The sequence below is a fragment of the Streptomyces sp. NPDC096324 genome, from assembly GCF_044763015.1.
Classification (GTDB): Bacteria; Actinomycetota; Actinomycetes; order Streptomycetales; family Streptomycetaceae; genus Streptomyces.
In genome coordinates, this window is the sequence record NZ_JBIWFK010000007.1 from 120199 (window position 1) to 145133 (window position 24935).

Annotated in this window: 23 protein-coding genes; 6 read left to right on the plus strand and 17 right to left on the minus strand. The window is 69.2% G+C overall.

Features of this window, described 5'->3' with window-relative positions:
- Window positions 1–38: 38 nt before the first annotated feature.
- The 12 genes from ACIQ7M_RS20445 to ACIQ7M_RS20500 form a co-directional block, all read right to left on the minus strand.
- Window positions 39–239, minus strand: a complete 201-nt coding sequence (locus tag ACIQ7M_RS20445) for a helix-turn-helix domain-containing protein (protein WP_365734053.1) — start codon at window positions 237–239, stop codon at window positions 39–41.
- 168 nt (window positions 240–407) lie between these two features.
- On the minus strand, window positions 408–1565 hold the full coding sequence (locus ACIQ7M_RS20450; protein ID WP_403646153.1) for a DUF3631 domain-containing protein: 1158 nt from the start codon (window positions 1563–1565) through the stop codon (window positions 408–410).
- A complete protein-coding gene (locus ACIQ7M_RS20455; protein ID WP_403646156.1) occupies window positions 1562–1996 on the minus strand; it encodes a hypothetical protein in 435 nt (144 codons plus the stop codon). Before ACIQ7M_RS20455 ends, ACIQ7M_RS20450 begins: the two co-directional genes overlap by 4 nt.
- Window positions 1993–2886: a bifunctional DNA primase/polymerase gene (locus tag ACIQ7M_RS20460; RefSeq protein ID WP_403646159.1), complete on the minus strand. Its 894-nt coding sequence runs from the start codon at window positions 2884–2886 to the stop codon at window positions 1993–1995. The genes ACIQ7M_RS20455 and ACIQ7M_RS20460 overlap by 4 nt, the downstream gene beginning before the upstream one ends.
- Entirely contained in the window at window positions 2883–3569 is a 687-nt protein-coding gene (locus ACIQ7M_RS20465; protein ID WP_403646162.1) for an SAM-dependent methyltransferase, read from the minus strand. The genes ACIQ7M_RS20460 and ACIQ7M_RS20465 overlap by 4 nt, the downstream gene beginning before the upstream one ends.
- Before the next feature lie 86 nt (window positions 3570–3655).
- Entirely contained in the window at window positions 3656–4132 is a 477-nt protein-coding gene (locus tag ACIQ7M_RS20470; protein WP_403646165.1) for a hypothetical protein, read from the minus strand.
- A 204-nt stretch (window positions 4133–4336) separates the two neighbouring features.
- Entirely contained in the window at window positions 4337–6460 is a 2124-nt protein-coding gene (locus tag ACIQ7M_RS20475) for an ATP-binding protein (protein ID WP_403646168.1), read from the minus strand.
- A 72-nt stretch (window positions 6461–6532) separates the two neighbouring features.
- Window positions 6533–6850, minus strand: a complete 318-nt coding sequence (locus tag ACIQ7M_RS20480) for a hypothetical protein (protein ID WP_403646171.1) — start codon at window positions 6848–6850, stop codon at window positions 6533–6535.
- A 2-nt stretch (window positions 6851–6852) separates the two neighbouring features.
- Window positions 6853–7083, minus strand: coding sequence for a hypothetical protein (locus tag ACIQ7M_RS20485; RefSeq protein WP_403646174.1), 231 nt, complete (start codon window positions 7081–7083; stop codon window positions 6853–6855).
- 29 nt (window positions 7084–7112) lie between these two features.
- On the minus strand, window positions 7113–7493 hold the full coding sequence (locus ACIQ7M_RS20490) for an RRQRL motif-containing zinc-binding protein (protein ID WP_403646177.1): 381 nt from the start codon (window positions 7491–7493) through the stop codon (window positions 7113–7115).
- Window positions 7493–8383, minus strand: coding sequence for a DUF2637 domain-containing protein (locus tag ACIQ7M_RS20495; protein ID WP_403646180.1), 891 nt, complete (start codon window positions 8381–8383; stop codon window positions 7493–7495). The genes ACIQ7M_RS20490 and ACIQ7M_RS20495 overlap by 1 nt, the downstream gene beginning before the upstream one ends.
- On the minus strand, window positions 8380–8646 hold the full coding sequence (locus tag ACIQ7M_RS20500) for a DUF6284 family protein (RefSeq protein WP_403646183.1): 267 nt from the start codon (window positions 8644–8646) through the stop codon (window positions 8380–8382). Before ACIQ7M_RS20500 ends, ACIQ7M_RS20495 begins: the two co-directional genes overlap by 4 nt.
- Window positions 8647–9117: 471 nt before the next feature.
- On the opposite strand from ACIQ7M_RS20500, the gene ACIQ7M_RS20505 reads away from it, so the two are divergent.
- Window positions 9118–9885: a GntR family transcriptional regulator gene (locus tag ACIQ7M_RS20505; protein ID WP_403646186.1), complete on the plus strand. Its 768-nt coding sequence runs from the start codon at window positions 9118–9120 to the stop codon at window positions 9883–9885.
- On the plus strand, window positions 9882–10451 hold the full coding sequence (locus tag ACIQ7M_RS20510) for a GNAT family N-acetyltransferase (RefSeq protein ID WP_403646189.1): 570 nt from the start codon (window positions 9882–9884) through the stop codon (window positions 10449–10451). Before ACIQ7M_RS20505 ends, ACIQ7M_RS20510 begins: the two co-directional genes overlap by 4 nt.
- A 30-nt stretch (window positions 10452–10481) precedes the next feature.
- Here the strand turns inward: ACIQ7M_RS20510 and ACIQ7M_RS20515 are convergent, their stop codons facing one another.
- A complete protein-coding gene (locus ACIQ7M_RS20515; RefSeq protein ID WP_403646192.1) occupies window positions 10482–11870 on the minus strand; it encodes a hypothetical protein in 1389 nt (462 codons plus the stop codon).
- Window positions 11871–12383: 513 nt separating this feature from the next.
- Between ACIQ7M_RS20515 and ACIQ7M_RS20520 the strand changes: the two genes are divergently transcribed.
- The 3 genes from ACIQ7M_RS20520 (at window position 12384) to ACIQ7M_RS20530 (ending at window position 15560) form a co-directional block, all read left to right on the plus strand.
- Complete coding sequence (locus ACIQ7M_RS20520) at window positions 12384–13655, plus strand: restriction endonuclease (RefSeq protein WP_403646195.1); 1272 nt, start codon at window positions 12384–12386, stop codon at window positions 13653–13655.
- A 7-nt stretch (window positions 13656–13662) separates the two neighbouring features.
- Complete coding sequence (locus ACIQ7M_RS20525; RefSeq protein WP_403646198.1) at window positions 13663–14463, plus strand: HNH endonuclease; 801 nt, start codon at window positions 13663–13665, stop codon at window positions 14461–14463.
- An 800-nt stretch (window positions 14464–15263) separates the two neighbouring features.
- Window positions 15264–15560: a hypothetical protein gene (locus tag ACIQ7M_RS20530; protein ID WP_386989604.1), complete on the plus strand. Its 297-nt coding sequence runs from the start codon at window positions 15264–15266 to the stop codon at window positions 15558–15560.
- A 78-nt stretch (window positions 15561–15638) separates the two neighbouring features.
- On the opposite strand, the gene ACIQ7M_RS20535 is transcribed toward ACIQ7M_RS20530, so the two are convergent.
- Both ACIQ7M_RS20535 and ACIQ7M_RS20540 read right to left on the minus strand, forming a co-directional pair.
- Complete coding sequence (locus ACIQ7M_RS20535) at window positions 15639–18209, minus strand: hypothetical protein (RefSeq protein WP_403646202.1); 2571 nt, start codon at window positions 18207–18209, stop codon at window positions 15639–15641.
- 272 nt (window positions 18210–18481) lie between these two features.
- Window positions 18482–20149, minus strand: coding sequence for a hypothetical protein (locus tag ACIQ7M_RS20540; RefSeq protein WP_403646205.1), 1668 nt, complete (start codon window positions 20147–20149; stop codon window positions 18482–18484).
- A 196-nt stretch (window positions 20150–20345) separates the two neighbouring features.
- Between ACIQ7M_RS20540 and ACIQ7M_RS20545 the strand changes: the two genes are divergently transcribed.
- The gene (locus tag ACIQ7M_RS20545) at window positions 20346–23480 is read left to right on the plus strand and encodes an AfsR/SARP family transcriptional regulator (RefSeq protein WP_403646208.1); all 3135 of its coding nucleotides are present in this window, start codon (window positions 20346–20348) and stop codon (window positions 23478–23480) included.
- 103 nt (window positions 23481–23583) lie between these two features.
- Here the strand turns inward: ACIQ7M_RS20545 and ACIQ7M_RS20550 are convergent, their stop codons facing one another.
- Both ACIQ7M_RS20550 and ACIQ7M_RS20555 read right to left on the minus strand, forming a co-directional pair.
- Window positions 23584–24735, minus strand: a complete 1152-nt coding sequence (locus ACIQ7M_RS20550) for a hypothetical protein (RefSeq protein WP_403646211.1) — start codon at window positions 24733–24735, stop codon at window positions 23584–23586.
- Between the two features lie 2 nt (window positions 24736–24737).
- Window positions 24738–24932 (minus strand): hypothetical protein, encoded by a 195-nt coding sequence (locus tag ACIQ7M_RS20555; RefSeq protein WP_403646214.1) that lies wholly within the window; start codon window positions 24930–24932, stop codon window positions 24738–24740.
- Window positions 24933–24935: the final 3 nt, after the last annotated feature.

A 24935-nucleotide genomic window follows, 5' to 3' on the forward strand; every position in this document is an offset into this window, starting at 1 on the left:
CGTGGTCCGGGGCCGCCTCGATTGGGCTGTCGGAAGGGTCAGTTGGGCGACGGTTCGAGGCTGTTGACGAACGCCTCCAGGTCGCTGCGCCGGATGCGGCGGGAGCGGCCTCGCTTCACGTACTTCAGGAGTCCTTCGGCCATCAGCTCGTAGACGGTGGAGCGGCCGAAGGAGAGAACCTCGGCGGCGGCTTCGGGGGTATAGAGCAGTTGATCGGTTGCCAGGCGGGTGCTGCTCATCGGGACGTGTCTCCTCTGTGGGCTCGGGGTCCCTCTCAGAAGTCCGCTACATCCGCTACACCGCTACATCGCAGGTCAACGGCATGATTTTTGTAGCGGACGGGTCGGATGTAGCGGCTACGGCGGTTTCGGGGCGGGTGGCCGTAGCCGCTACATCGGTGGTTGCCGCTACAGATTCAGTTGCTCTGAGCTGGGATGTAGCGGCGTAGCGGATGTAGCGGACCCTGGCGGAGGGCAGTAGCGCGCCCACGGGTCTTCGAGGTCCTTGGCGAAGAATCCTTTGAGGACTCCGCCGGCCGTGCGGATGTTGCGGGAGACGACCGGGTCCCCCTCGGCGGTGGCGTAGTCGCCGAGCATCTGGGACAGGCGCCGGTTGTCGAGCGGCTTGCCGTTGAGGTCGGCCCACGGGGCGTCGTCGAGCGCGTTGAGGCGGTCGAGGATGGCGACGGTGGGAAGGCGGTCGATGCCGATGAGGACGTGGTCGCGCAGGTCTGTCAGTAGCCGGATTCCGATGCTGCCTTTGTCGTTGGTCTTGGACGCGGTGACCAGTGCCACGCAGGCGGTACGTGCCCGTTCGGGCCAGTCGCCGCCGGCCGCGTCGGCGACGGCGAGCAGGGGTTCCCACACGTCGGCCGGGCGGTCGGTGACTCCGTCCGGGAGTGCGGGGAAGGCTCCGGCGACCTGCTTTTCCACGGACTCGGCCCATTTGGCGAGGCGGTCACGGATCTCGTTGCCCTCGCGCACGTGGATGCGGGACCGGAACGGCTCCGCCTTCTCGTTCCTGGCCCGGCGGCGCATGCGGATGATGACGGAGCGGGTGAGGATCGTGTCGGGCAGCGAGCCGAGCCCCGCGACGGCGACGGCGCAGTACGAAGGGAAGCCCTGTACCTGCTGGTTGGAACCGTCCCCGACGCACCGGTACATGACCCGCCCGCGTGCGTGGCCTGCGTTGATGAAGCCGCGTAGCTGCTCGTTGTCCCCGGCCTTGGGGCCGAAGACGGTGTCGATCTCGTCGAACAGGATGGTGGGCCGGCCGCCGTCGATGCCGGACACGGACCGGAACAACGCGGCTGCGGACGCGTCGGCCGCAGCCATGGAACGCGGCACGAGCGTCTCGACCACGTCCAGCGCCCGGGACTTCCCCGACCCCGGCTCGGGGGAGAGGAAGGCTAGGCGGGGGGTGGAGTCGAAGCAGTCGAGCAGGTGGGCGTGTGCGTCCCACAGCGCGACGGCGACGTAGGCGGCCTCGTGGGGGAAGACGTTGAAGCGGCGGTGGAAGGCTTCCACCTCGTCGAGCAGCGCGGCCCCGTCGATGGTCTCGGTCATGCGGCGGCCCTCCCTTCGGTGAGTGCGGGTGCTCCGGTGCACTCCTTGGCGCGGTGGTACTCGTAGTCGGAGATCAGGGCGGCGACATCGTCGGCGCCGCGCGCGGTGTCGGTGAGGCCACACGCGCAGGCGTACGCGGCAGTCGGGGTGTCGCCGTGTCGCGTTGACCAGCGAGCGCCGTCGTAGTGGTGGCGGTAGACCGGCGGGGCGTAGATGCGGATACCGGGCCGGTCCGGTGTCGGATCGTCGCCGTGCCCGGGTGCCGCGCTGGCCGGGTGGCGGTCCGGGCGGACAAGGACTGAAAGGACGCCCTGACGGGCGACGACCTTCGGTTCGCCCACGGCCGCCATGTCCACAGGCTGTGGGGCGGCGTGCGGGCGGTCCTGGGTGGTGGTGATGCTCTTCAGAGGGGGGCGGGGTCGGATGCTCATGCCGTCGCCCGGCGGATCTGGTTGTGGGCGGCGGACCAGTCCAGGGCGCTGCGCAGAGTGGAGCGGCACTCGGACGCGGACAGTCCGGCCGCCTCGCCCCCCGCCTGAAGAGCGTCCTCGACCACGTGCCGGGGGAGGTCGCCCCACGCGACGAACCGCCCCAACGCGCGTGCGGCCCGGAACAACGCGGCTTCCCGTTTACCGACTTGAGCCGAAGCCACGTTCCGGCATTCGTCGACGAGCGCAACATCCGCGTATCGACGTGATTGCCCCGCTACGGCCACCGAAGGGTCCTGAGACCGCTTAGGGGCCGGTTGCAGGATGCTTTGCAGCCACGGAGGCAGAGGGGCCGCCACGGGCCCGCACAGGGCTTCGTAGGTTCCTGTGGGGGTGGTGCTGCCGGCGGCGACGACGTATCCGCCCCATGCCCGGGTGTCGACCAACGGGGCGATGGTTCCTGCCGTGTTGGCCATCCGAACCCCAGTTGGCGCGGTGAAGTACAGATGCCCCCCGCCGCTCGCGGTCCGGGTCTCGTAGGTGTCGGGGACGGCGTGCCCGGTGCGCTCGCAGAGCGCCCCGAAGGTCTCCGCGCCGTCAGGCGCGTCCGCACTGATGTTGCCCTTCGGCATGTCCAGGTCGATGACCAGCAGCCCGGAAGGGCCGGTGGCGATACCGACGTTGAACGGCGCCCGGGACCACGCGGCGCGGATGCGGTCGGGGTCGGTCGTGGCGCGCTGCTCCCACTTCCGGTGCCCGCTCTCGCACGGCCCGGTGCCGGTGCATCCCCGCTCGCCGTGCAGTGCGGGCCGCTTGGTGCCGGGGCGGAGGGGGAAGACGTGCCAGCCGCGTTCCGCGGATTCCAGTGCGGCACGTGTGAGGTGCTGGTTCATGCGGCTACCGCCTTGGCGTGCAGGCTGTAGCGGGCGTGGGTGCCGGTCCATCGGGCGTAGGCGGGCGGGATGCACTCGCGGATGCCGTCGCGGTTCATCCAGGGGACGCCCATGACGTGGCGGGCGTGGTCGACTCCGGAGAAGTTGCCGACGAACTGCCCGTAGTGGCCGGGCGGGATAGGGCGGCCCATCTTCGCCTGCGGCACGGCGTGTTCGGGGTGGCTGGGCTGGGGGAGGATGAAGCCGCCGGCTTCGAAGTACCGGTGCCGGTAGGTGGTCAGGTGGAACATCGGCCCGCAGAGCATCACCGGGTTTCGGAGCTTGGGCACCGCCCCGCCCACGTTCTCGATCACCCACGGCCGTCCCGTGGTTTCCAGGGCGGCGCGGGTCGGGGCGATCAGGTCGGGATGGGGGTTGTTCTGGATGCGCTGGCAGTCGCTGTCGAACTGGCACGGGGGCGAGGCGTGGATGAAGTCGAACTCCGCGCCGTGGGCGAGGACGTAGGCGATGGCGTCGGCCTGGACGAACGCGTACGGGTAGCGCGGCTGCGGGGCGATATCGACGCCGGTCACGTCGAACCCGGCGTCGTCGTAGCCCTTGCCCGCGCCGCCCTGACAGCAGAACAGATCCAGTAAGCGGGGCCGTCGGCCGCGCACTCGCCGGATGCTGGTGGGTTGCGTCATGCTGGATATCTCCAGTTCCTTGATGAGTTGCTGGACAACAGGGCGGCCCCGGTTCTTGGCGGAATGGGGGGCCGCCCTTGGCGTAGCTAGCCGTGGAAGTGGCTGCGCTTGATCACGGCTTTGCGGATGTTGACCGTGCTCCCGTTGCCGCCGCTGATCGCGCGGACCGGGGTGCGCAGGGCGAGGACGATCACGGCGACCCACACGAGGGCCCCTCCGCTGATGCCGGCGGCGGCGGAGACGATCTCGCCCACGCCGTAGCCGATGCCGGCCGCGAGGGCACCGCCCCCGAGTCCGGCACCCAGGAAACGTTGGGCGACAGGGTCCAGGAGCGGGAGCGGGGTCAGGTCGCGCGGCTCGGCGGCGAGCATCGGTGCGGGGGCAAGGTGCTTGGGCATGGGCACCATGCGCCCGTACGCATCAGGCACCCACACCACCGGCTGACGCTCGCCGTACGGGTCCAGCGCCACCGACAGGCCCGGGTCGTAGGGCTCAAGCGGCTGCGGCTGGTGGACGGTCACGGCCCGCTGGGCGGGCAGGTAGGCGGACTGTTCGGGGTACATGCGGAATCCCTTCCGGTACTTGGCCGGGGAGGCTGGGGCACCCCCTTGGGGGTGGGCTGTGGAGGGGGTTTTCGGGGGTTGACCTGCGATGCCTCCCCGCCTCCCTGAAACGGTGTTTTCGCTGATCAATGCGGGGGAGGTGGCCCGGGGAGGGGGTTGGGGAGTTCTCCCCGCCTCCCCGGGCCGGGTGGGTGCGCCTCCCCGCTACTGGGTCGCGGAAGCGGAACCGTCGCTGTCGCGGTCGGCGAGGGCGCGGGTGACGTCGTCGTGGCGGACGACCATGCGTCCGTGCGACTTGTAGGGCATCACTCCGTGGGCCTCCAGCACGCGCTTGAGGTCGATGAACGACCAGCCGCCGTAGGCGTCCTCGTTGAGGATCGCGAGCCGCTTGACGATGTCCTGGGTGTGCGAGCGTTCCGCGTCTCCGAGCACGCTCGCGATGTCGGCGAGCGAGTCACGGTCCTGGCCTCGCTCGATGGCGTGCAGGGTGGTGACGCCGTTGCGCAGGGCCTTGGCCCGGTCGGTGATGGCCTTGGCGTCCTCGTCGCCGATGAAGTGCGTGCGCACGGTGATGGACGACTGGCCCTTGGGGATCTCGATGCCGTCGGAGGCGATGACCAGGGTTCCCTTGTCCAGTCCCTGGCGCAGCAGGTGCGGGGCGGCGCCGCCGTTGACTGCCTTCTCTCCGAGGGCCATGACGGCCTGTGCCTCGGTTCCGAGCGCGAGCGAGGCCCGCGTGTGCGCACCCTCCCGGACCAGCTTGGGAAGGTTCTGGTCGGTGGGGTCCTGGGTGCCCTCGTACATGAGCACGTCGACCACGCGGCCTTGGTTGTGGACCTTGCGGACGCCCATGAAGTAGCGGGACGTGGCCTTGGACCCGCCGTAGGGGCGCTTGTCGTCATCGACGGCCGGGCACATGAACGCCACCTGCGCTTCGTCCACGATGCCGATCAGCGGGTCGAACACCACGGTCGGATCGGCCTGTCGCGCGGCAATGCGCCGGTTCATCTCCTCGACCAGTCCCTCAACCATCTCGGTCGCCTCGATCACGTGCTCATCGGTCGGCCCCTGGATCAGGACGGTGGCCAGCCCGTCGAACATGGACCAGTCGCCCGCGCCCTTGAGGTCCGCGATCCGGAACTCGACGCGTCGATCCAGCGACGCCCACAGCGCGAGCGATCGCAGCGCGGCCGTCTTGCCCTGGTTGGACAGACCCGTGATCAGCAAATGCCGCTGATACAGCGACAGAGCCGCCGCGTCACCGCGCAGGTCCTGACCCCAGGGGGCGCGGCCCTTGGCGTAGTCGGCGGTCATCGTCTCGTCCGTGACGAGCGGCGACGGGCCGATCGGCTCGTCCAGCGCCCCCGAGTCGGCGACCCACAGGCGGACCGTGCGGGCGGCCTGCGGGATGACGATGAACACCTCGTGCTCATGCCTGCTCAGGTTCTCCGCGAGCTTGCGGCGCTTGGCCTGCACCTCGTTCGTCGCCACCCCGGATGGGAGGGTGACGTCGACTTCCACGCCGCATCCGGCGATCCGGATCGGACCGAGCATCGACGCGCCCGCGTCCCCCATCTCCTTGATGGCGTTGCGCAGCGCAGGGATGCCGAGGTCGCGCAGGGCCTTCACCACGATCGACGGGGTGATCGGCTCACCCTCGCTGTCCCTGACGTTCGCCGGGAGCGCCCACGCGGGTGCGGCGTGCTGCTTGCTGCCCACGGCCCATAAGGCCAGCAGGGCCAGGAACGGGCCGATGGCGAGCGCGGGCCCCCAGACCACCTGAACGATGGTGATGATCAGGTTGATGAACTCGATCGTGGCCATCAAAGGCGTGACGACCTGCGTGACGTCCTTCGTCGCGATCGCCATCACCACCCCGAGCGCGACCAGCGAGCCGACCCCCATGCCCGCGGTGATGCCGACGCCCTTGGCCGCGTCCAGCGGGGAGTGCAGCAGGTCCATGCGCCTGCGGTGGCGGGCCTCGCGGAAGTGCTGGCCCCGCTCCTCCCACTCCGTGGCCATCTCGTGATTCCCGGCGGCCTCGGCCGCGCGGAACAGCCGCTCGTAGCGGGAGGCGGTCCGTCCGTCCCACGTCCGCTTCGCCGCGATCCGGGCGCCGCCGGCGACGTAGAGCGCGTGCCGAGCGACGGCGCGGGCGGTCGTCTTGGTCGTCTCGTGCGTGACCACGGTCCGGATGGCGCGCCCGGAGCGGACCCAGAGCGGGACCGGCGGCACGGGTGCCGGTTCGGGGACGACGGTCAACGTGGTCACGTTGGCGGGCTCTGTTGTGAGGTTGTCTTTGTGCAGGTGAACGACGTTGTCACTCATGGTTGGTGACGCTCCTGACTGCCCCGGGACCGGGGTTGGAGGGAAGGGAGAAAGCGCAGTGCGGGCGGGTGGTCACCACCAGCCGGACGACTTCTTCGCGGCCTTGGCGCGGGCGGCCTCGGTGACGATCCGCTGCCGCTCGATCTGCAACGCGGTGATCTCCGCGATCAGCCGCGTCGCCGCCGAGGAGGAGACCGACTCGATGCGGTTGTCGGCGCGGCCGGTGCTCTTGCCGCGCATCACCCGGTAGGAGCCGCCTGCCACGGCGGCGAGCATCTGGCGCCGCTCGGAGCCGGTGAGCGGCCACAGTTCGCCGCGTCGGACGGCTTCGAGCTTTCGGTTCGTCTCGCGGATCGCCCGGTCCAGGCGACGGGTGTCGGGCTTGCCCATGGTCAGACCGCCTTTCCGGCGTTCGGGGCGAGGATCAGGTGAATGTCGGCGAGCTGGACGCTCGATCCCTGCGAGCGCAGCCACGCGGCGACCTCGCGGGTGACCCGTGTCCAGCAGAAGGACGCGGGGGCCGTGACGGTCCCGTGGGCGAACCCGGGGCCCTCGCCGGGCACGGACACGTGCGCGTGCCAGGCGTATGCGATGCTGCTCGGAGCAGCGTTGGCGCTGGTCACAGCAGAACTCCAAGGTGTGGAGGGAAGGTTCAGGCGGTGCGCTGGTCGTCGGGGTAGGCGCAGGGCACGCAGGTCCCGAGCGAGGCGGGGATGACGTATCCGGCGTCCGTGCGGCACGTCGGGCAGGTGCGGCGCGCGAGCATCGCTTTGGCGAGTGCGACCCGTCGGCCCGGGGTCATTGGGCGGACTGGCTTGGCGCGGTCGATGCGGTAGAGGTAGGCGACCAACGGCCCGTGCCGGTACCGGGGGCGCAGGATCTGCGCCGCGACTGGCTGCCCGCCCGGACGCAGTCCCCGGGCCCGTAACTGGCGGCGGGTGGCGTAGCCGTCCGGGGCGAGGCGCCATGGGAACGTCGGTATTTCGTAGCGGGCGCCGTTCGGGTCGAAGCACTTGCTGAGCGAGCCGCCCATCAGACGGCGTTGGCGGCGCGCTCGGTGAGCAGGGTGTCGCGCAGCATCCGGGCGTTGGCCGGCGACGTGCGGACCGTGCGCCGGATGCCCTCCGCCGTGATCTGGACGTCAGGCCAACCAGTGGTGGCGGTGCGGGCCTCATCGAGCAGTTGAGCCGCCGTCCGGCGAGGCCGCGGAGTGCGGGCCACATCGGGAACGCGTCCCGTCGCCCGGCGCGCCCGGGTCGACTCAGCGGCCACCGGGCGCCGCTCGATCGCGGCAACCGGAGCGGGCGCCGGGGCCGGGATCGGCTTCGCGAGCTGAGTCGACTTCAGGAAGCCGGCCGACACCGGGTCGGGAATCCGCACAGGGAGTACCGGGGCGGGTGCCGGGGTCGATACCGGCAGGTCAGCCGTAGACCGATTCCTCAGGATCTCGGTAGATTCCTCCGCATTCGCGTCCGGCGCCGGAATCGGGTCGGGGCGGTGGTGGAGAACCTTGGTGACCAGATCGGAACCGAAGTAGATCGACCCGACCGGAAGGGATGTCGCGAGCAGGACGAGGGCCCAGTTGGCGGGGTCCCAGTCGGCGAGGCGGGTCCAGTCGAGGTTGGCGTCGTGCAGCTTGGGGACCAGGCCGTGCACGTAGTTGAGGACCAGCGAGGCGAGCGTGTAGGTGCCCAGCACCCGCAGCGCGAACGTCCGGTCCCTGCCCGCGAGCACGAGCGTGGCGACCAGGGCGAGAGCCATCAGGCCGTCGACCACGAACGGGTAGAGCGTCGCGGCCGTGTTGTCCGCGCCGACCGCGTTCGCGATGTCCCGCAACGCGTTCCAGGAGACCCGGAACGCCATGGCGACCACGGCGACCAGGGCCAGCACGAGGGCGGCCCGTCCTTTGCGGTGAAGGCTCATGCCGCGCCGCCCGCCGAGTCGTCGGCGGACCGGTTGGCGAGGTCGCGTTCGGCGGCCAGCAACCGGCGATATGCCCGGCGGATGCGCCGGATGTCCAGCTCGGTCGGCGTGCGGTCCAGCGTGATGATCTGCGCGTCGAGCAGGTCGACGTCCGCGAGGAGCGCGGGCATCTCGGTGCCGATCGCGTCCAGCTCCGCGTCCGTCGGCTCCATGAAGTCGGCGAACGCGGTAACAGCGTCCTGAACAGTAACGATGTCGTTCATTGGGTCGTGTTCCTCTCACACAGGAACGGCCCGAACAGCGGCCCCGGTGTTCGAGCACCGGGGCCGCGCGCCGTTGAAGTCGGTAGATCCGGCTCCCCTCTGCGCTGCTCGTACGAGACGAGCAGCGGAGGCAACCGGCCGCAGCGGTTGAGCTGCGAAAGGTCGAAACGAGCTGTGCTTGTGCGCGCCATCAGAGGCCGCGCACGCCGCCCCCGTACCTGTAGAGGCGGGGCGGTCTTTCTCAAGCGCACTGTTGAGTTCTCAAGCAACTAGCGCTTCCTTCGTACTCACCCCTGCGGGCTTTCCTCCGGACGCCATCAGCGCAGCCAGGCGTCACCTAGTGGTGTTGCACCACCTGCTCAGCTTGTTGGTACAAGCTGATGCAGTGATGCTGCACCCACGGACAGTGAGTCGTCAAGAGGGTTGGGCTACATGTACCAACAAGTTGCGCGAGTGCGTCATGATGGGGCTATGACCAAGCAGCCGAAGTACCGACAGGTCGCGGACATCCTGCGTCGTGAGATTGACAACGGCACCTACGCGCCGGGGGCGCGGCTGCCGTCCGAGAACGACTTGCAGCAGCGGTTCGACGCGTCGAGGAACACGATCCGCAACGGGCTAAGCCTGCTGGTTAGTGAGGGTCTGATTGCGTCCAGCCAGGGGCTCGGGTACGAGGTCAAGTCGCATGAGGTCTTCGAACTGAACGCGTCGCGGTTCGAGAACTTGACCTTTCCGCAGAACGGGGACGCGTACAGCACCGACGTGACGAACGCTGGCCGGCGACCGCACCAGACATTCCGTGTGGAGATGCTCCCGGCTTCAAACGAGGTTGCTGAGCGACTCAAGGTTCCGGCAGGTACGAAGGCTGTATTGCGGTTCTGTCATCGCTATGTGGACGACGTTCCATGGTCCACCCAGGCCACCTACTATCCGGCTTGGCTGGTCGAGGAGTCGCCGCGACTGGCGGAGCCGGGAGACATCGAGGAGGGCACGACTCGATACCTCGCCTCGCGAGGGATCGAGCAGGTGGGGTACTTCGACGAGATTGCCTCACGTATGCCCACGCCGGAGGAGGCTCGACTGCTGGAGATCGGCGCTGGCGTGCCAGTGATGCTCTGGACGCGTACCGGCTACTCGGCAGATCGTCCGATCCGCTGCACGATCACGACGTTTCGAGGGGACCTGAACCGCATGAACTACGAGATCGGCGACCTGTCTGCCCGAGGCGAGAACGCGTGATCATCACTCCCGCAGAACCGCACGACGTTGCCAAGCTGCTTGCCTTCCGCGAGGAAGCGGCAGCCTGGTTGCGAACCATGGGGTCTGACCAGTGGAGTCGTCCGTATCCGGCCGACAAGCTGTTGGCCACGATCGAGGCGGGCACCGTGTTCATGCTCCGGGACGGTCATACGACTGCTGGCACGATCACGCTCACCCCGAATGCTGAGGAGGGGTTGTGGACGGACGACGAACTGACCGAGCCATCGCTGTTCGTCAATAAGCTCACCGTCACCCGTGAGTATGCCGGGCAGGACCTTGGGGGTCGGTTGCTGGACTGGGCCAGCAACCGCGCACGGGGCGCGGGCGCACAGTGGCTTCGCCTGGACGCTTGGACGACAAACGAGGGCCTTCAGCGGTACTACCTTGCGCATGGCTTCACGCACGTTCGCACCGTTCGTGAAGGCGTGGCAGTGAATGGCGGCCCCCGGGTCTCCGGATGGCTCGCGCAGCGAGCGGCACGGTTGGCTGACCATGGATTTACGGATCGTACGCCCACCCCTGAAAAGCTTCGGTTTGCTGCTTGACCGTGAGATAGAACCAGCGCGTAGATTTATTTATGCTTGGAGTCGAGAAGCCCCAGCGATGAGGCATTTCTGTGCCAGGAACTTGATCAGCTGAATGTCGGGACCCAAGGCTTCTGCCTCCTTTGAGAATGGGAGTAGAAGGTTTGCATCCTTTCCGCCACCATCCTCCTTCGCGTGCACGATTCTGCATCTGATGTCGTAAACGCGATTTGCGATTTGAGGAAGGAGTCCGGAGGAGTCTTGGGTATTGACTACTGAGACCTGCTTGATTACCTGCTTTCCTTTAAGGTGTTCTGTAAGCCAGCTATTTTGAGTAATGAACTCGCCGACTTGATGTTCGGATGTGCACGCGAGGAGAGTTGATTTAAGCTGTTCTCGTTCTGTGCCGAAACCTTTTCCGGATTGCGAAACGATGGAAAAAAGGCGTGAGAGATGCGCGTCATCTTCGGGACGAAATCTAGGGTCGATTAGTTCATTTCTCATTCGAGTTAAGGCGTCGCGGCGGCTGTAGATTGGGAAGTAGTACTCCAATACTTGGTAGTAGGCTAGATATTCGAGGAGTGGAAGCCCGATCGATGACCGCGCATACCAGTAGAGGCTGAGGGGCTTATCGGAGTATTGAGTTCGGGGGTGTCTTACCGATTGCGGAGCAATATTCCCGGACCAAGCGTCTTGGCGCGGCGAAAGCAGTCGGTTTGGCGCCGCCGGCGCAAGCCTGAGTGCCAAGTCGAAGCTTAGGTCCAGCTCAAAGAAGAAAGAGTTGGCCACGTCTTGAAGGATGCGTAGGGCGTCATCGTGTCGAGAGGCGGTGACGCCATGAATTCTGAGGGTGGTGATCGACTGGCGATATCGCCCCGTAGTTCGGTAACGTTGGGTTGTGAATTCTCCGAAGCGCTCGGTAGAGCTACCGAGTGCTATCGAGTAGAGCGCCCCCGGAGCTTGCTCAACGACCACCTCCCAGTCATCGCCGAGTTGAATGTTTCCTGCTTCTGAGTCAGAATCCGAAAGAGGCTCATCTTGCAATTCGAGTTGCTGTCGTTCTGCTCGGTCACCTCGAAGCTTTTTGACGCCTGGCAGAGTCCTTGTGATCTTTGCTGTTCCTCCGAATCTCTCTACGTGCAGAACGGCAGCCTCGATCGTACGAGTGTCCTTAGACAGGAAAGCGTCGAAGTCGCCTAGATAGATGATGCTTGCGAAATTGTGAGCCAGGTAAGCTGATGCCTTTACGGGGTCGAGACGTCGCCATCGGGTTTCGCGGCCATTGGGGATTCCGGCGCTCAATTGTGCGATGGAAGTTGCATCTCCATCTTTCCATCTGTATTCGAACCCGTTTGTAGAGCTGCAAATCTGTGCTACCTGAATTCGAGGGTCGTCGGCGTTGAGTTTCTCTCCGAGGCTCGTAATTACTTCATCAGGCACAGGCTCGGCTCCTGAGGTCGACGATTCATGGATGCGGACTGTAGTCGCCTCAGCGGGAGTGCTGGGGCTGTTTCCCTGGACTCACACGCGAGCACCTCACGTGATCTTGTGCATCTGTCGAACGCAGGTTGGAGTGCAGCCCATCGGTGAGCAGGCGCTGTTTCGCCGGTAACGGTCCGGTGCGGAGGGAGCCTGAGGCCGAGGATGGGGAGCTGAAGCCGACTACAGATCTGTCACCGATCGGTTGACCATGACTGCCAGCGACTTACCAGCCCTGGACGTGGTCAGAGACTCGGCGGGTCTGGAGGGTCTCACTCATGGTCTCAACGTGACCAGGATTCGGTGACGTCCGTTGTGGTCGGGAGTCCGGCTGACCAGGAATGATTCCCCTTTGTCGGACCATCGTGGACACCCTCGGACCAAGATCTGACAACTTGTAATGCGCGCTTCTGGCTCGGGATGCGTGATGGCGGATCATCCGCGTTCGGGCACGGCGTTTGATAGACGTACACCATGATCCCTGCAACCCGCTCAGCCGAGCCGAGTACCCGGTTCGAGCACCTTGGTGACGCCGACCTGGTGATTGACGCGGTCTACGCCGGTGGGACCTTCGGGCACTCTGGCGATGACCCCATCAGCAAGCTCATTCCCGGTACCGGGAACCAGGGAGGATTTCGCTACGCCGGGTCTCCGGCACAGGGGACCGTCCGCCTGGCTGTGCTGTACACCAGTGGCGGGGCTGTGGACTGGCCGGACCACCTGGATGTGGAGACCGGGACCTTCACGTACTACGGCGACAACCGGACCCCAGGTAAGGGGCTTCACGAGACACCCCGCAAGGGCAACGTGCTGCTGCGCGATGCCTTCGAGCTCTCTCATGGCACCGCACAACAACGGGCCAGCGGCGTGCCGCCGTTCCTGCTCTTCGAGAAGGCTGCGTCTGGCCGGAGTGTCCGTTTCCGCGGGTTGCTAGCTCCCGGGGGGCCGACTCTGGCGCCGGACGATGAACTCTCCGCCATCTGGCGGGCAACTGGCACCCGCAGGTTCCAGAACTACCGCGCTCGCTTCACGGTGTTGGACGAAGCCAGTGTCCCGCGTACCTGGATCCGCCACCTACTGGCGGGTGGCGATCCTCTCGGGGGCGACTGTCCGGAAGCCTGGAGGACCTGGGTCGCGAGCCGTGTCTACAGACCGCTGCTTGCCCCTGCTACGACGGTCATACGCTCGACAGCTCAGCAGCTGCCCGACGATCCGGTCGGCGAAGCCATCCTGTCGGAAATCCGGGAGTACTTCCGCGGGCGCGAAACAGAGTTCGAGGCCTGTGCCGTGGCTATCTGGCGTCTGATTGCGCCGGCCACCGGGACGGTGGATGTGACACGCCCCAGCCGTGACGGTGGCCGCGATGCCGTCGGCTCATACGTCCTCGGGCCGCCGGCGGCTCCCATCAGCATCGACTTTGCCCTGGAGGCCAAGTGCTACGGACCGGGCAACAGCGTTGGGGTCAGAGAAGTGTCCCGGCTCATCTCCCGAATTCGACACCGGAACTTCGGAGTGCTCGTCACCACCTCGCACTTCAACCAGCAGGTCCAGAGCGAGGTGCACGAAGACGGGCATCCGATCGCCCTGGTCTGCGGGCGTGACATCACAGACGCGCTCCGCCAGCACGGCAGGACCACTCCCGCGGCGGTGGAGGACTGGCTGCAACAGAGCTTCCCTGGAACTCAGGCGGGCCCGGAACAGAGACTCGATCAAACCGCTGCGCAAGATCCTTCGCCTGGCAGATAGTTGGCATATGCCTGTGGAGACCAGTGAAAACGACGAGACCCGAGCGCCTGACGGGACGCCGTGGTGGGACCTCACCATCCAGCCCGGCACAAAGGCGAAGCCCTTCGGCCAGGAGAAGCGCCTCGCCGCCTGGCTGTGGTTCAACAAGAGCCTAGGCGACACGTTTACGATGCGAGAACTGCGTGCTGCCCTGGGGCCGGATATCGCCGACAACGCCGAGCACCTCAACCGGCGCCTGCGAGAACTCCGCAAATGCGACTGGAGCATCCCCTCCCAGCGGACCGACAGCACCTTGGCTCAGGACGAATACCGGCTCAAGGCCAAGGGCGGACAGATCTGGCTCCCCGGTGAGAGGGACAAGCACCAGAAGTTCGCCCCCAGCGCGCGCATCCGCCGCCTGGTCATGGACCAGGACGGTTCGCGGTGCAGGATCTGCGGACTGGGGCCCGACGACACGTACTACGAGGACGGGGAACAGGTCCGGCTCACCATCGGTCATCTGGTTCCGCAGGAGCGGCTGAAGTCACGAGGGGCCCGGGACGATCTCAGCAACTGGCGCACGGAGTGCTCCCGCTGCAACGAGACTGTGCGTGATGAGGTCCCCGACCCGGAACAGCTCGACGAAGTCCTGGCTGGGCTCAAGCGGCTCACCGCCAAAGAAGCAGGACAGCTTCTCGAATGGATGCGGAAGGGCGAGCGACCGCGGTCCCGGGTCGACCAGGCATACGACCGCGCACGCCGACTGGCTGCGCCAGACCGTGACCGAGTCATCGGAAAGTTGGCCGAGCGTCTTGGCGAGACAGGCTGACCACCAGGTCATACATGGGCCGCAGCACGGTTGCAGCAGGACGCGGAGGCCTCGGACCAGTTCCGGGGCCTTCTGCGTGTAGAGAGCAGCGAGGCGTTACGGTTCGGCGCATGGGGATTCCAAGGTGGGCCGGTCGCGCGACGGCCGCAGTGGTCGTGGCTGGGGCGTTGATCATTCGGCGTGCGCTCCAGGATGCTGCGGCGCAGTCAGAGACCACCTCAGACTCCGGGTACGACTGGTCCCAGAACGAGCCCAATTGGCATTGGCGTTGCGAGTGCGGCGCCAAGTCTCGTGGCGGCGACATCAAAGCTGACACGGAGTACAACGCCCAGCGGCACGAGTGGCGCTCAGGTACGGGGCATCCGATGCCTGAGGTCTATCAGAAGCCCTTGTAGGTCGTAGCCGCTGGGAGCTGTCGACGGGCAACGCTGGAGGCGTTGTTGCCGAAGGGGACGAGGGCGGCGCGGTCTCAGTTGGGGTCTCGCTTGCCACCCGTTCCGGGGCTGTCCGCTCATGTCCACCGGAGCTTGACAACCCTCGTGACCAGGCGCGGAGCCGACTCCGCAGACGCTCGCGGACGTCCCCGGACCAAGATCGGACAACTTGTAATGCGTAGGTCGTCGGTTCGAATCCGACAGGGGGCTCTCTTGCAAGCCCAGCTCAGACGTGGTCTGAGCTGGGCTTTTGCGTTCAGTGGGCGTGGCGCCCCACATGATCGATCGAGCTGGCCGGTCGGAGTGGGAGGGCGTAGCGTTTTGGGTGAGGCGAGGCGAACCTATCCATCGACACGGGGAGCAGCCATGATCGGTGCCACCGTCACCTTCTCCTACGCCGGCGACTTCGATCGCTCACGGATAACCAAGGTGGCCGAGGAAGCCCGGGGCATGTTCGAAGGCATGCCGGGCGTGCGGTTCAAGTTCTTCACCTTCGACGAGAAGCGGCAGCAGGCGGTCAACTTCTACGTCTGGGACTCGAAGGAGCAGGCGGAACAGTTCTTCTCCGAGGAGCTGCGCGAGCGGGTGACCGGTCTGTACGGCGTCGCGCCGGTCGTCGAGTTCGTGGAGATCGCCGAGATCGTCGACAATTCCGCGCGGTAGCGGCCTGCTGAACACGCGAGCCCGGCTCGGACCGTGTCCGAGCCGGGCTCGCGTGTTTCAGTGGGGGCGGCAGGTGTGTCAGGTCCTGACCGTCAGGTACTGCCAGCCGCCCCATGTGGTCACGTTGGCGGTGTCCTTCGAGCTGTGGACGTATTCCGAGCGCACCCGGAATTTCTGGTTGACCGCGTGGGTGAGGCTCAGCCGCGCCGCCACCGTGCTCCTGGAGTCGAGCGTGAGGCAGCCCGAGGTGCTGAGCGTGTGCCAGGCGCCGCTGTAGTACTGCTGGACCTGGAAGTGCACGCACTGGCCGGCCTTGTTCGGCGACACGGTCGTGGTGACCGTCGGCTGCACCGTGTGGTGGTAGACGCGGTAGGTGATGCCGCTGTACGTGGTGGTCGTGTACGAGCCGCTCAGGGCCTGCGCGACCTTCGCCTGGCCGCTCACGGCGCGGGTCACCGTGAGCGGGGCGTAGTGGTAGTCGCCCGCGTAGGACGCGGTGAACGTCGTGTTGCCGATGAGCTTGTACGTGGCCGTCAGGTTGCCCTTGCCGTCCACGGTGCCCGTCTTGACCAGCGTCTTCTTGCCGCCGGCGGGCGTGGCGTAGACCGAGACCGTACGGCCGTTGTACGTGGTGCCCAGGTGGGCGGTGACGGTGGCCGTCGCGCCGTACGCGTAGGTCGAGGCGTTGGCGGCCACGGTCAGGCTCGTCGTGGCGCGCGAGACCTGGACGGTCGCGGAGGCGGTGGCCGCCCGGTGGCTGGAGTCGCCCGCGTAGCTGACCGTGTAGGCGTTGGTGCCGCCGATGGTGGGGGTGTCCTTGACGGTGATCGTGCCGTCGGCGGCCACGGGAGCCGTCCACGTCACGGGCGTCGTGGTGTGCGCCGCGTCCGTGCGGGTCACGGTGACCTTCTCCCCGCTGCCGTACGGGCCGTCGCCCAGCACGGCGCCGAAGCTCAGCGCGTTGCCGCGCGTGGCGGTCGCGGGGGCCTTCAGCGTGAGCGCCGATGCGTAGGGCGAGACGGTGAAGCTCGCGTCGTTCGAGACCGGCTGGTGTGTGATGTCACCCCCGAAGGACAGGCGGTAGGTGAACCATCCGGCCGCCCCGGGGGCGTCGGTGACCGTGAACGTGCCGGTGGCCGGGTCGAGCGGGGCCGCGGGGAGCTGGACCGACTCGTGGGTGTCCTCGTTCGTCCGGGTCACCTGGACGGTGTCGCCCTGGGCGAAGGGGCCGCGGGTCAGGTCGGTCATGACCGTGCCGGTGAAGGCCACCTTGTGCGGCGTCAACGAGCTGACTTCCGCGAACGGGCCGGAGGTTGAGACCCTGGACACCCACACCTTCAGCGAGGTGGTCGCGGGCCGGTGCGTCGCGTCGCCGGCGTACGACACCTCGTAGGTGTACCCGCCCTCGTCCTGGCGGGTGTCGGTGATGTCGAACGAGCCGTCCGCGCCGACCGTGACGTCGGGCAGGTCGGTGCCGTCGCGGGTGACCTTCAGCGTGGCGCCGGCCGGCACGAAGCCGTGGCCGCCCACCGTTCCGTTCACCGTGAACCGCTGGGCGGGGATCGCGTACGGCGACGGGGAGTTCAGGGTGAGCGCGGTGTCCGTGAGCTTGGCGTCGCCGCTGACGTCGAGGGCGTAGGACCCGTTGTCCTGGGTGACGGCGTAGAGCGTGCGGCCGTCGGCGCCCCAGGCGAGGCCGTCGGGGGCGACGGTGCCGGCCGGGAAGGCGATGTGGTTCTCGGCGATCTGGTCGGCCGCGTAGAGGTAGGCGCCCGCGCCCGAGCCCGCGGTGGCGCCGAGGGCGATCGTGCCGTCGGAGTCGATCGCGACCGAGTCGGGGGAGGAGCTGACTCCGCCGGTGTAGTACCCGTAGGGCTTGGCGGCCATGAGGTCCGCCGTGCTGTACACGTACACGGAGGCCGACTGCGGAACGAGCAGTTTCGTGCCGTCGGAGGTGACCTTGACGGGGCCCGTCGTGGCGCCGCCGAGGCCCATGTCGACCTTGAGGGAAGGGGTCCCCGAGGAGACGTCGTAGGTGGCGATGTGGGTCATGGAGGAGTGGACGTCCTGCGCCGCGGTCACCGCGAGCACCCCGCCGCCCGTGCTGAGGAGAGGGGCGCCCGGCCAGTGCGGCATGACGGGCTGCTCCGTCGGCGCGGGGTCGGCGGCGGAGGGGTCCACCGAGCCGACGGTGCCCTTGCCGTCGTCGGCCGTGTAGCCGTACCAGAGCTTGCCGCCGGCCAGGGCGACGGAGACCGGAGCGCTGGCGGTGCCGGTGCCGATGCGGCCGGTCTCGGTGAGCGTCGCCGTGTCGATGACGGCGATCGCGTCGCCGTCGGTCAGCGCCGCGTACAGCGTCTTGCCGTCGGCGGACAGGACGAGGCCGTCGGCGCCCTGCTCACCGTCGATGGTGGTGACGGGGGCGCCGGACAGGTCGGTCACCACGATGCCGGTCGTACCGGTGCCCTGACTGAAGAACAGGTGCTGGTGGGCTCCGTCGACCGCCATGTGGGCGTAGTGCGACAGCGGCAGCGCGGCCGTGGTGCCGCCGTCGGCCCAGGCGACGGGACCGGTGAGGCCGACGGCGGCGGTGGTCAGACCTGCGACGACGGATATCGCCGCCGCGAGCGAGACCTGCTTGAGGCGCATGGGACTCCTGGAGAGCGGGCGGACAGGCGGCCGTACGACCGCGCCTGTCGCTGACGGAACGGCCGGCAGTGGGGTGCCGGACACGCGTGAGACCGCTGACCTCGCCTCTTGGTTGTACGGCCGCGTCGTGAGATTTCGAGGCTGCGTCGCCGGGTTCGGGGTTGGAGAGCCCGGCTATGAGCGTCGCATCGGGGTGAGGGCGGCGCGGGTGAGGGCGGCGCGAGGGTGTGCGCCGCCCTCCGTCGTGCGGTTGTCCCGGGGCGACCGGGCCGTCAGACCGTGAACTTGACCGCTTCGAGCCAGCGGTCGTTCTCCAGGGCGCCCCCGAAGACGTAGCCGGGGCGGGCGTCGGCGCAGCCCTGGGCGCCCCAGTCGAAGCCGTGGACCTTGGCCGTCTGGCAGATGCGGCCGCTGCCGATGTTGATGGCGAAGCCCGACATCACGGGCGCGCTCTTCTTCGTGCTGCCGATGTAGTTGTTCCTGCCGTCGGCGATCACGGCCGTCCACCGCGGCTCCCACATGCCCCGGCCGTCGGACGAGGCGGGGTCGTGGACGAAGGCGTTGGCGGCCGAGCCGCCGCCGCCGGACACCGCGATGTTCAGGGCCTTGATCGGGTTGTTCCGGCCCGAGGTGCCCGCCATCGTGCCGTCGCACACGGGCTTCTGCCAGCCCTGTCCGGAGACGTAGGCGCGGTAGCAGATGTGCCGCCCCGAGGGGTCGTTGCGGGCGAGTCGGTTCACGGCGGTGGCGGCGGTGTCCTGCGCGGGCTTCGCGGTCACCGTGGCCCGCGGTGGCTTCGCGGTCACCGTGACGACGGCCCCCGCGCCGTTCCCCCTGTCCTTCGTGCCGCCGGCCCCCTTCGATCCCTTCTTCGCGCCCTTCGACTCCTTCGGTCCGGCCGACGGCGAGGTCGAGGGGCCGGGCGGCGGGACGCTCACCGACGAGGTGGGGACCGGTCCCGACCGCTCCGCCTGCGGGCTCGTGCTCGTCTCGCCGGTCGACCTGGCGGCTTCCGCGCGGCGCCCGCCGTCGTCCGACCCGCCGCTGCCCAGCATCACGAGGGGAACGATGACGAGAGCGGCGGCCACCAGGGCCACCGGCCCGACGACCAGCGGCCTGTGCAGCAGGCCCGGGCCCTCGTACTCGTCGTCCGACTGACGTGACCCGGCCCGGCGCGTCAGCCGGGGGGCGGGACGGGTGATGGGGGGACGGCGGGTCGGGGGACGGTCGGTGGCGGGCCCGGAGTCCGCGGGCGGGTCGAATCCCGCCGCCGGGCTTGAGGCCGCGCCGAATTCAGGATCCTTGCCGTCCGGGTCCGGGTCCGGGTCCGGGTCCGGGTCCGGACCCGCGTCCGCGGCTGGGTCCGCGTCCCGGTTCGAGGCGGGGGGTGGAGGTGGGGGCAGGGTCCGGGACTCCCGTTGGCGCTGCTGCTCCAGCGTGTACGCCTCCATGTCGAAGTCGTCGTCGTCCTCGTCCTCGTCGGACGTGAGGACGTTCTCTCCGTCTCCGTCTCCGTCTCCGTCCTCGTCGGACGTGAGGTCGTTCTCCGCGTCCGCGTCGTACCAGAGGCCGTTCGGCTCGGCCGCCTCCCCGTTCCCGGTGGCGGGCCGTTTCTCGGAGGTCGGCGGGGGTGGCGGTTCCTCTCGCTGGTCCACGAGCGTGCTCGAACCGTCCGGGGCCACCTCGACGTACGCCACGTAGCCCGCGGACGGGTCCGAGATCGTGGCGGTCACGGTGGTGCCGCGGTCCCGCGCGTACCCGTGCAGGACGTCGAGGATCGCGGCGTCGACCGTCACCCCGTCCGCCGACGGTACGGGCTCACCGTCGATGACGGCCGAACCGTCACCGGAGATGACCACCGTGAAGCGGGAATCCGGCTCGCCGGGCACGGCGGGGACGTCCTCCCTGGTCGGTTCGGGTGTCTGTTCGCCCCGGCTCATGGCGCTTCCTTCCTGACGTGCCCGACCGCGTCCGTGCCGGCCGGGCCCGTCGCGTCGGGTCCTCGTAGCGCAACGGGCGCCGCCCGGGAACGGTTCAAATCCCGGGCGGCGCGCTGCGGAAGCGGAACGGGTGTGTGGCCCCTTGCACACTCCCAACACCCCTAAGTGGAAAGGGGTGTTCAGTAGAGTGCGGAGAGTGAACGCCTACGAGGAATCCGTGCGTTTCGCCGTGCTGGGACCGGTCCGGGCATGGCGCGGGGAGCGCGAGGTGGACGTCGGTGCCCCGCAGCAGCGGGCGGTGCTGGCGGCACTGCTCCTGCGCCGGGGACGGCCCGTCATGCTCGGCGAACTCCTGGACGCGGTCTGGGGCGAGGGGCCGCCGACGGCCGCCGTGTCGGTCGTACGGACCTATGTCTCACGTCTGCGCAAGGGTCTGGAACCGGAACGCGACGCCACCGCCGCCCCACGGGTGATCGTCTCCGTCGGCGACGGCTACGCGCTCCGGGTCCCCGAAGGCGCCCTGGATCTAGGGGTGTTCGAGAGACGGGTCGCCGGGGCCAGGAAGCTGCGCGCCGCGGGTGACCCGTCCGCGGCGGCCGAACTGCTGCGCGCCGCGCTCGGCGGCTGGCAGGGGACGGCGCTGGCGGGAGTGCCGGGGCCGCTCGCCGAGTCCGAGGGCGCCCGGCTGGACGAGCAGCGGCTGGCCGCCGTGGAGCTGCGGCTGGACGTCGACGTCGAACTCGGACGCCACGGCGAGGTGATCGCCGAACTGGTCTCGCTGGCCGGGAAGTTCCCGCTGCGGGAAGGGCTGTGCCGACTGCTCATGCTGGCGCTGTACCGGTCCGGGCGGCAGGCCGAGGCGCTGGCCGCCTACCGGGGGACACGCGGCACCCTGGTGTCCGAGCTGGGCATCGAACCCGGCGCGGCGCTGAAGGGCCTGCACGAACGCATCCTGGCCGCCGACCCGTCCCTGGACATCGGTCCGTCTCTGGGCGTCGGCCCGCCTTCGGGCCTCGGCTCGTTCTCGGGCCTCGGGTCGCCTTCGGGCATCGGGCCACCTGCGGGTATCGATCCGCACCCGTCCAGTGGGTCGCACTCGGCCGGTGGATCGGACGCGGGCCTCGGGTCGTCCGGCGGCGGCGGTCCTTCGCCGGGCCCGGGGCCCTCCTCCGCCTCGCGGACACCCGAACCCGAGCCGTCCCGACCGGAGTCGTCCGCACGGCCGACCCCGTCGAGCGGCACGCAGGCGGCGATCCCGGCCCAACTGCCCGCGGACCTGCCGACGTTCGCGGGCCGAGAGGCGGAACTCGAACGCGTACGAGCCCTGTTGCCAGGGGCGGGTGAGGCTCCGACCGCCGTGGTGATCAGCGCGATCGGCGGCATGGCCGGTATCGGCAAGACCACCCTGGCCGTGCACTGGGCCCACGAGATGGCCGGCCGCTTCCCCGACGGACAGCTCTACGTCAACCTGCGCGGCTTCGACCCGACCGGTGTGGTGATGACACCCGAAGACGCCATCCGTACCTTCCTCGACGCCCTCGGCGTCCCCCCGATGCGGATCCCCGCCGGTCTCGACGCCCAGGCGGCGCTCTACCGCAGCATGCTCGCCCAGCGCCGGATCCTCGTCCTGCTCGACAACGTCCGCGACACCGAACAGGTCCGCCCGCTGCTGCCCGGCTCTCCGGGCTGCCTGGTCATCGTCACCAGCCGCAACCAGCTCACCGGTCTGGTCGCCGCGGAAGGCGCGTACCCGCTGACCCTGGACCAGCTCACCCCCGCCGAGTCGTACGACCTGTTGGCGCGCCGCCTCGGCACCGACCGTCCGGCGGCCGAACCGCGGGCGGTCGACGAGATCATCACGCGGTGCGCCCGGCTGCCGCTGGCGCTGTCCATCGTCGCCGCCCATGCCGCCGCGCACCCCGGCTTCCCGCTCAGCGCCATCGTCGACGAACTGCGCGAGAGCCACGGCAGCCTGGACGCCTTCACCGGGGGCGACGACATCACCACGGACGTACGGGCCGTCTTCTCCTGGTCGTACAAGGCGCTGTCCGCGCCGGCCGCGCGTCTGTTCCACCTGCTGAGCCTGCATTCCGGGCCCGACATCTCCGCGCCCGCCGCGGCCGCGCTCGCCGGGCTTCCGGCGCGGGAGGCCCGCGGTCTGCTCGTCGAGCTGACCCGGGCCCATCTGCTCACCGAGCACTTCCCGGGCCGCTACACCCTGCACGACCTGCTGCGCGTGTACGCCGCCGAACGCGTCCAGGCCGAGGAGACACCGCGCGAGCGGGACCTGGCCCGGGAACGGCTGCTCTCCTGGTACCTGCACACCGCGAACGCCGCCTACCCGCACATCACGCCACGCCGGCGCCCGATTCCCCTCGACCCGCCGCCTCCGCTGTGCCGGCCGCTGGAGTTCACGACGTACGACGAGGCGCTCGGCTGGTGCGAGAAGGAGCGGGGCAACCTGGTCAGCACCGTGCACACGGCCGCCGCGGCGGGACATCCCGGCATCGCCTGGCGGCTGCCCGCCGTCCTGTGGGGGTTCTTCTACCTCCGCAGCCACATGCACGACTGGCTCGACACCGCCCGGGCGGGGCTCGCGGCCGCCCGCGCCGCCGGCGACCGCTGGGGCGAGGCCCAGGGGCTCGCGGACGTGGGGGCGGCCCTGCGCAGCTCGGGCCGGCTCGACGAGACGATCGACCATCTGCGCCAGGCGATGATCGCCTACCGCGATCTGGGGGACCACGACGGCAGGGGCGCGGCCGTGTCCAACCTGGGCGACGCCTATCTGCAGTCCGGGCGGCTCGCCGAGGCCGTCGAGTACACCCGCCGGGGGCTCGTCATCGAGCGGGCCATCGGCGGTGCCTGGGGCGAGGGGATCTCCCTGTGCAACCTGGGTGACGCCTATCAGCGGCAGGGCCGGTTCGAGGAGGCCGTCGACTGCCTGGAGCAGGCCCTGGCCGTCCTGCGCGCGGGCGGCAACCGGTGGGTCGAGGGGGTCACCCTCGACATCCTGGGCACCGCCCACCGCCGTCTGGGGCGTCACGGTGCCGCCGTCGAGTACCACCTCCAGGCGCTGAAGACCCACCGGGACATCGGCAACCGCTGGGGAGAGGGCCACACCCTGGGCAATCTCGGGGACGTCCATCTCGACGCCGACGAGCCGGAGGGCGCGCGCGAGGCCTGGCGGCAGGCTCTGGCGATCTTCGTGGAGTTCGACCATCCGGACGCCGAGAAGGTACGTGAACGGCTCGGCCGCCTGGGCGACGCCCCGTCCGGCACCCCGTCCGACGCCAACGCGCAGGGGCCCGCCGAGCCGGAGCGGACCGTCTGACATACGTCTCCTTCGGTGCCTTCGGGTTCCCCTCCGCACAACGGGGTGCGGGGGAGGACGGTTCAACCGGGGCCGGGTCGGACGGTTCCCCGGGCTGCGGATGTCAGACGCGTCGCGGTGGGGCGGACGGGTCCCGGGTGGCGGGCGGTGGTCTCAAGGTCCCGGGTCGTGGAGAGGTGCCGGGGCTCCTCGGGGCCGAGGACCGGGAGACGGCATCGAGCGAATCGCTCAGGACCCGGTGACCGTCACCGCTGATCGGGGACGCCACGGCGGCGGAACCGAGCGGCGGGGACTCCGGGACGGCCTGCCCGAGCAGGGGTGACACGGGGGTCGACTGGCTCAGCAGCGGAGAGACCGGGGTCGACTGGCTCAGCAGCGGGGAGACCGGGATCGCCACGTACGGCAGCGGGGAGACCGGGCTCGCCGGGTACGGCAGCGGAGAGAGTCCGTCCGACGGGTCCGTCAGCGGGGACGCCCGGCTCGTGAGCGGGGACTCCGGGGTCGTCAGCGGGGACTCCGCGTTCGAGAGGAACGGAGAGGTCGCTCGACTCGGCAGGTCGAGGACCGAGGGAGCGACCGCGGGCACCGCCCGGTTCAACGCGGGGCGCTCGCCGCGCGACCGCTCGGGCTCGTCCCGCCGCGGCCCGGCGGGGTCCTGCCCCGAGGAGACGGAGGCCGGGGGAGCCTCACGCGCCAGCTCCCTCTCGTACGCGTCGGTGGCCCAGCGCGCGACGAGCGGCATGCTCTCGGGAGACTTCTCGAACGCCTTCCGGTACTTCCTGTTGTTCCTGACGAGGTCCAGGACCGCGTCCTCGAAGGCCTCGCGCTCGGGCGTCGGCAGTCGGCGGACGCGTTGTTCGAGGATCGCCAGTCCCGCGTGCACGGGACCCTCAGGGCCGGGTCGCCGCCCGCCGCTCTGTCCGGCCTCCCGCCCTTCGCCGCGTCCGGCTCCCGGGCCGGTCTCCTGCCCTTCGCCCCGGCCGCCACCGGACGCGGGGACTCCTCCGCCCGGCGCGGGGCCGCTCCCGCCTCCACCTGGCGCCGAGCGCGACCCGCCCGTGAAGGTCCGCAACAGGCGGCGCAGTTCGGCGACGAGCCGTTCCCAGACGCCGTCCGCGTCGGCCGGAACCGTCCCGCCGCGCCCCCGGTTCCGTCTGCCGTACTCGGTTCTGAGCAGGTCACGCGCCAGCCTGGACGGGGAACCGTTCCTGGTCAGCCGGGCCCGGTCCCGGGGGGCCACGTCGTCGGTCGCCATCGTCAGGCCCCGCGCGGTTCGAACCCGCTCGGCAACGGCAGCAGGCCCGGAGGCAGCGGGGCGTCGGGGAACCAGCGGACGCCGTCGGCCGGACGCGGCGGGTCCGTACGGTGGTAGCACCCGTTCGCGGGAGGCGTGGACCGGCGGCGCTTCAACAGGCCCTGCGCCGCGAACCGCCGTGCGTGGCCAGCGGACATGCG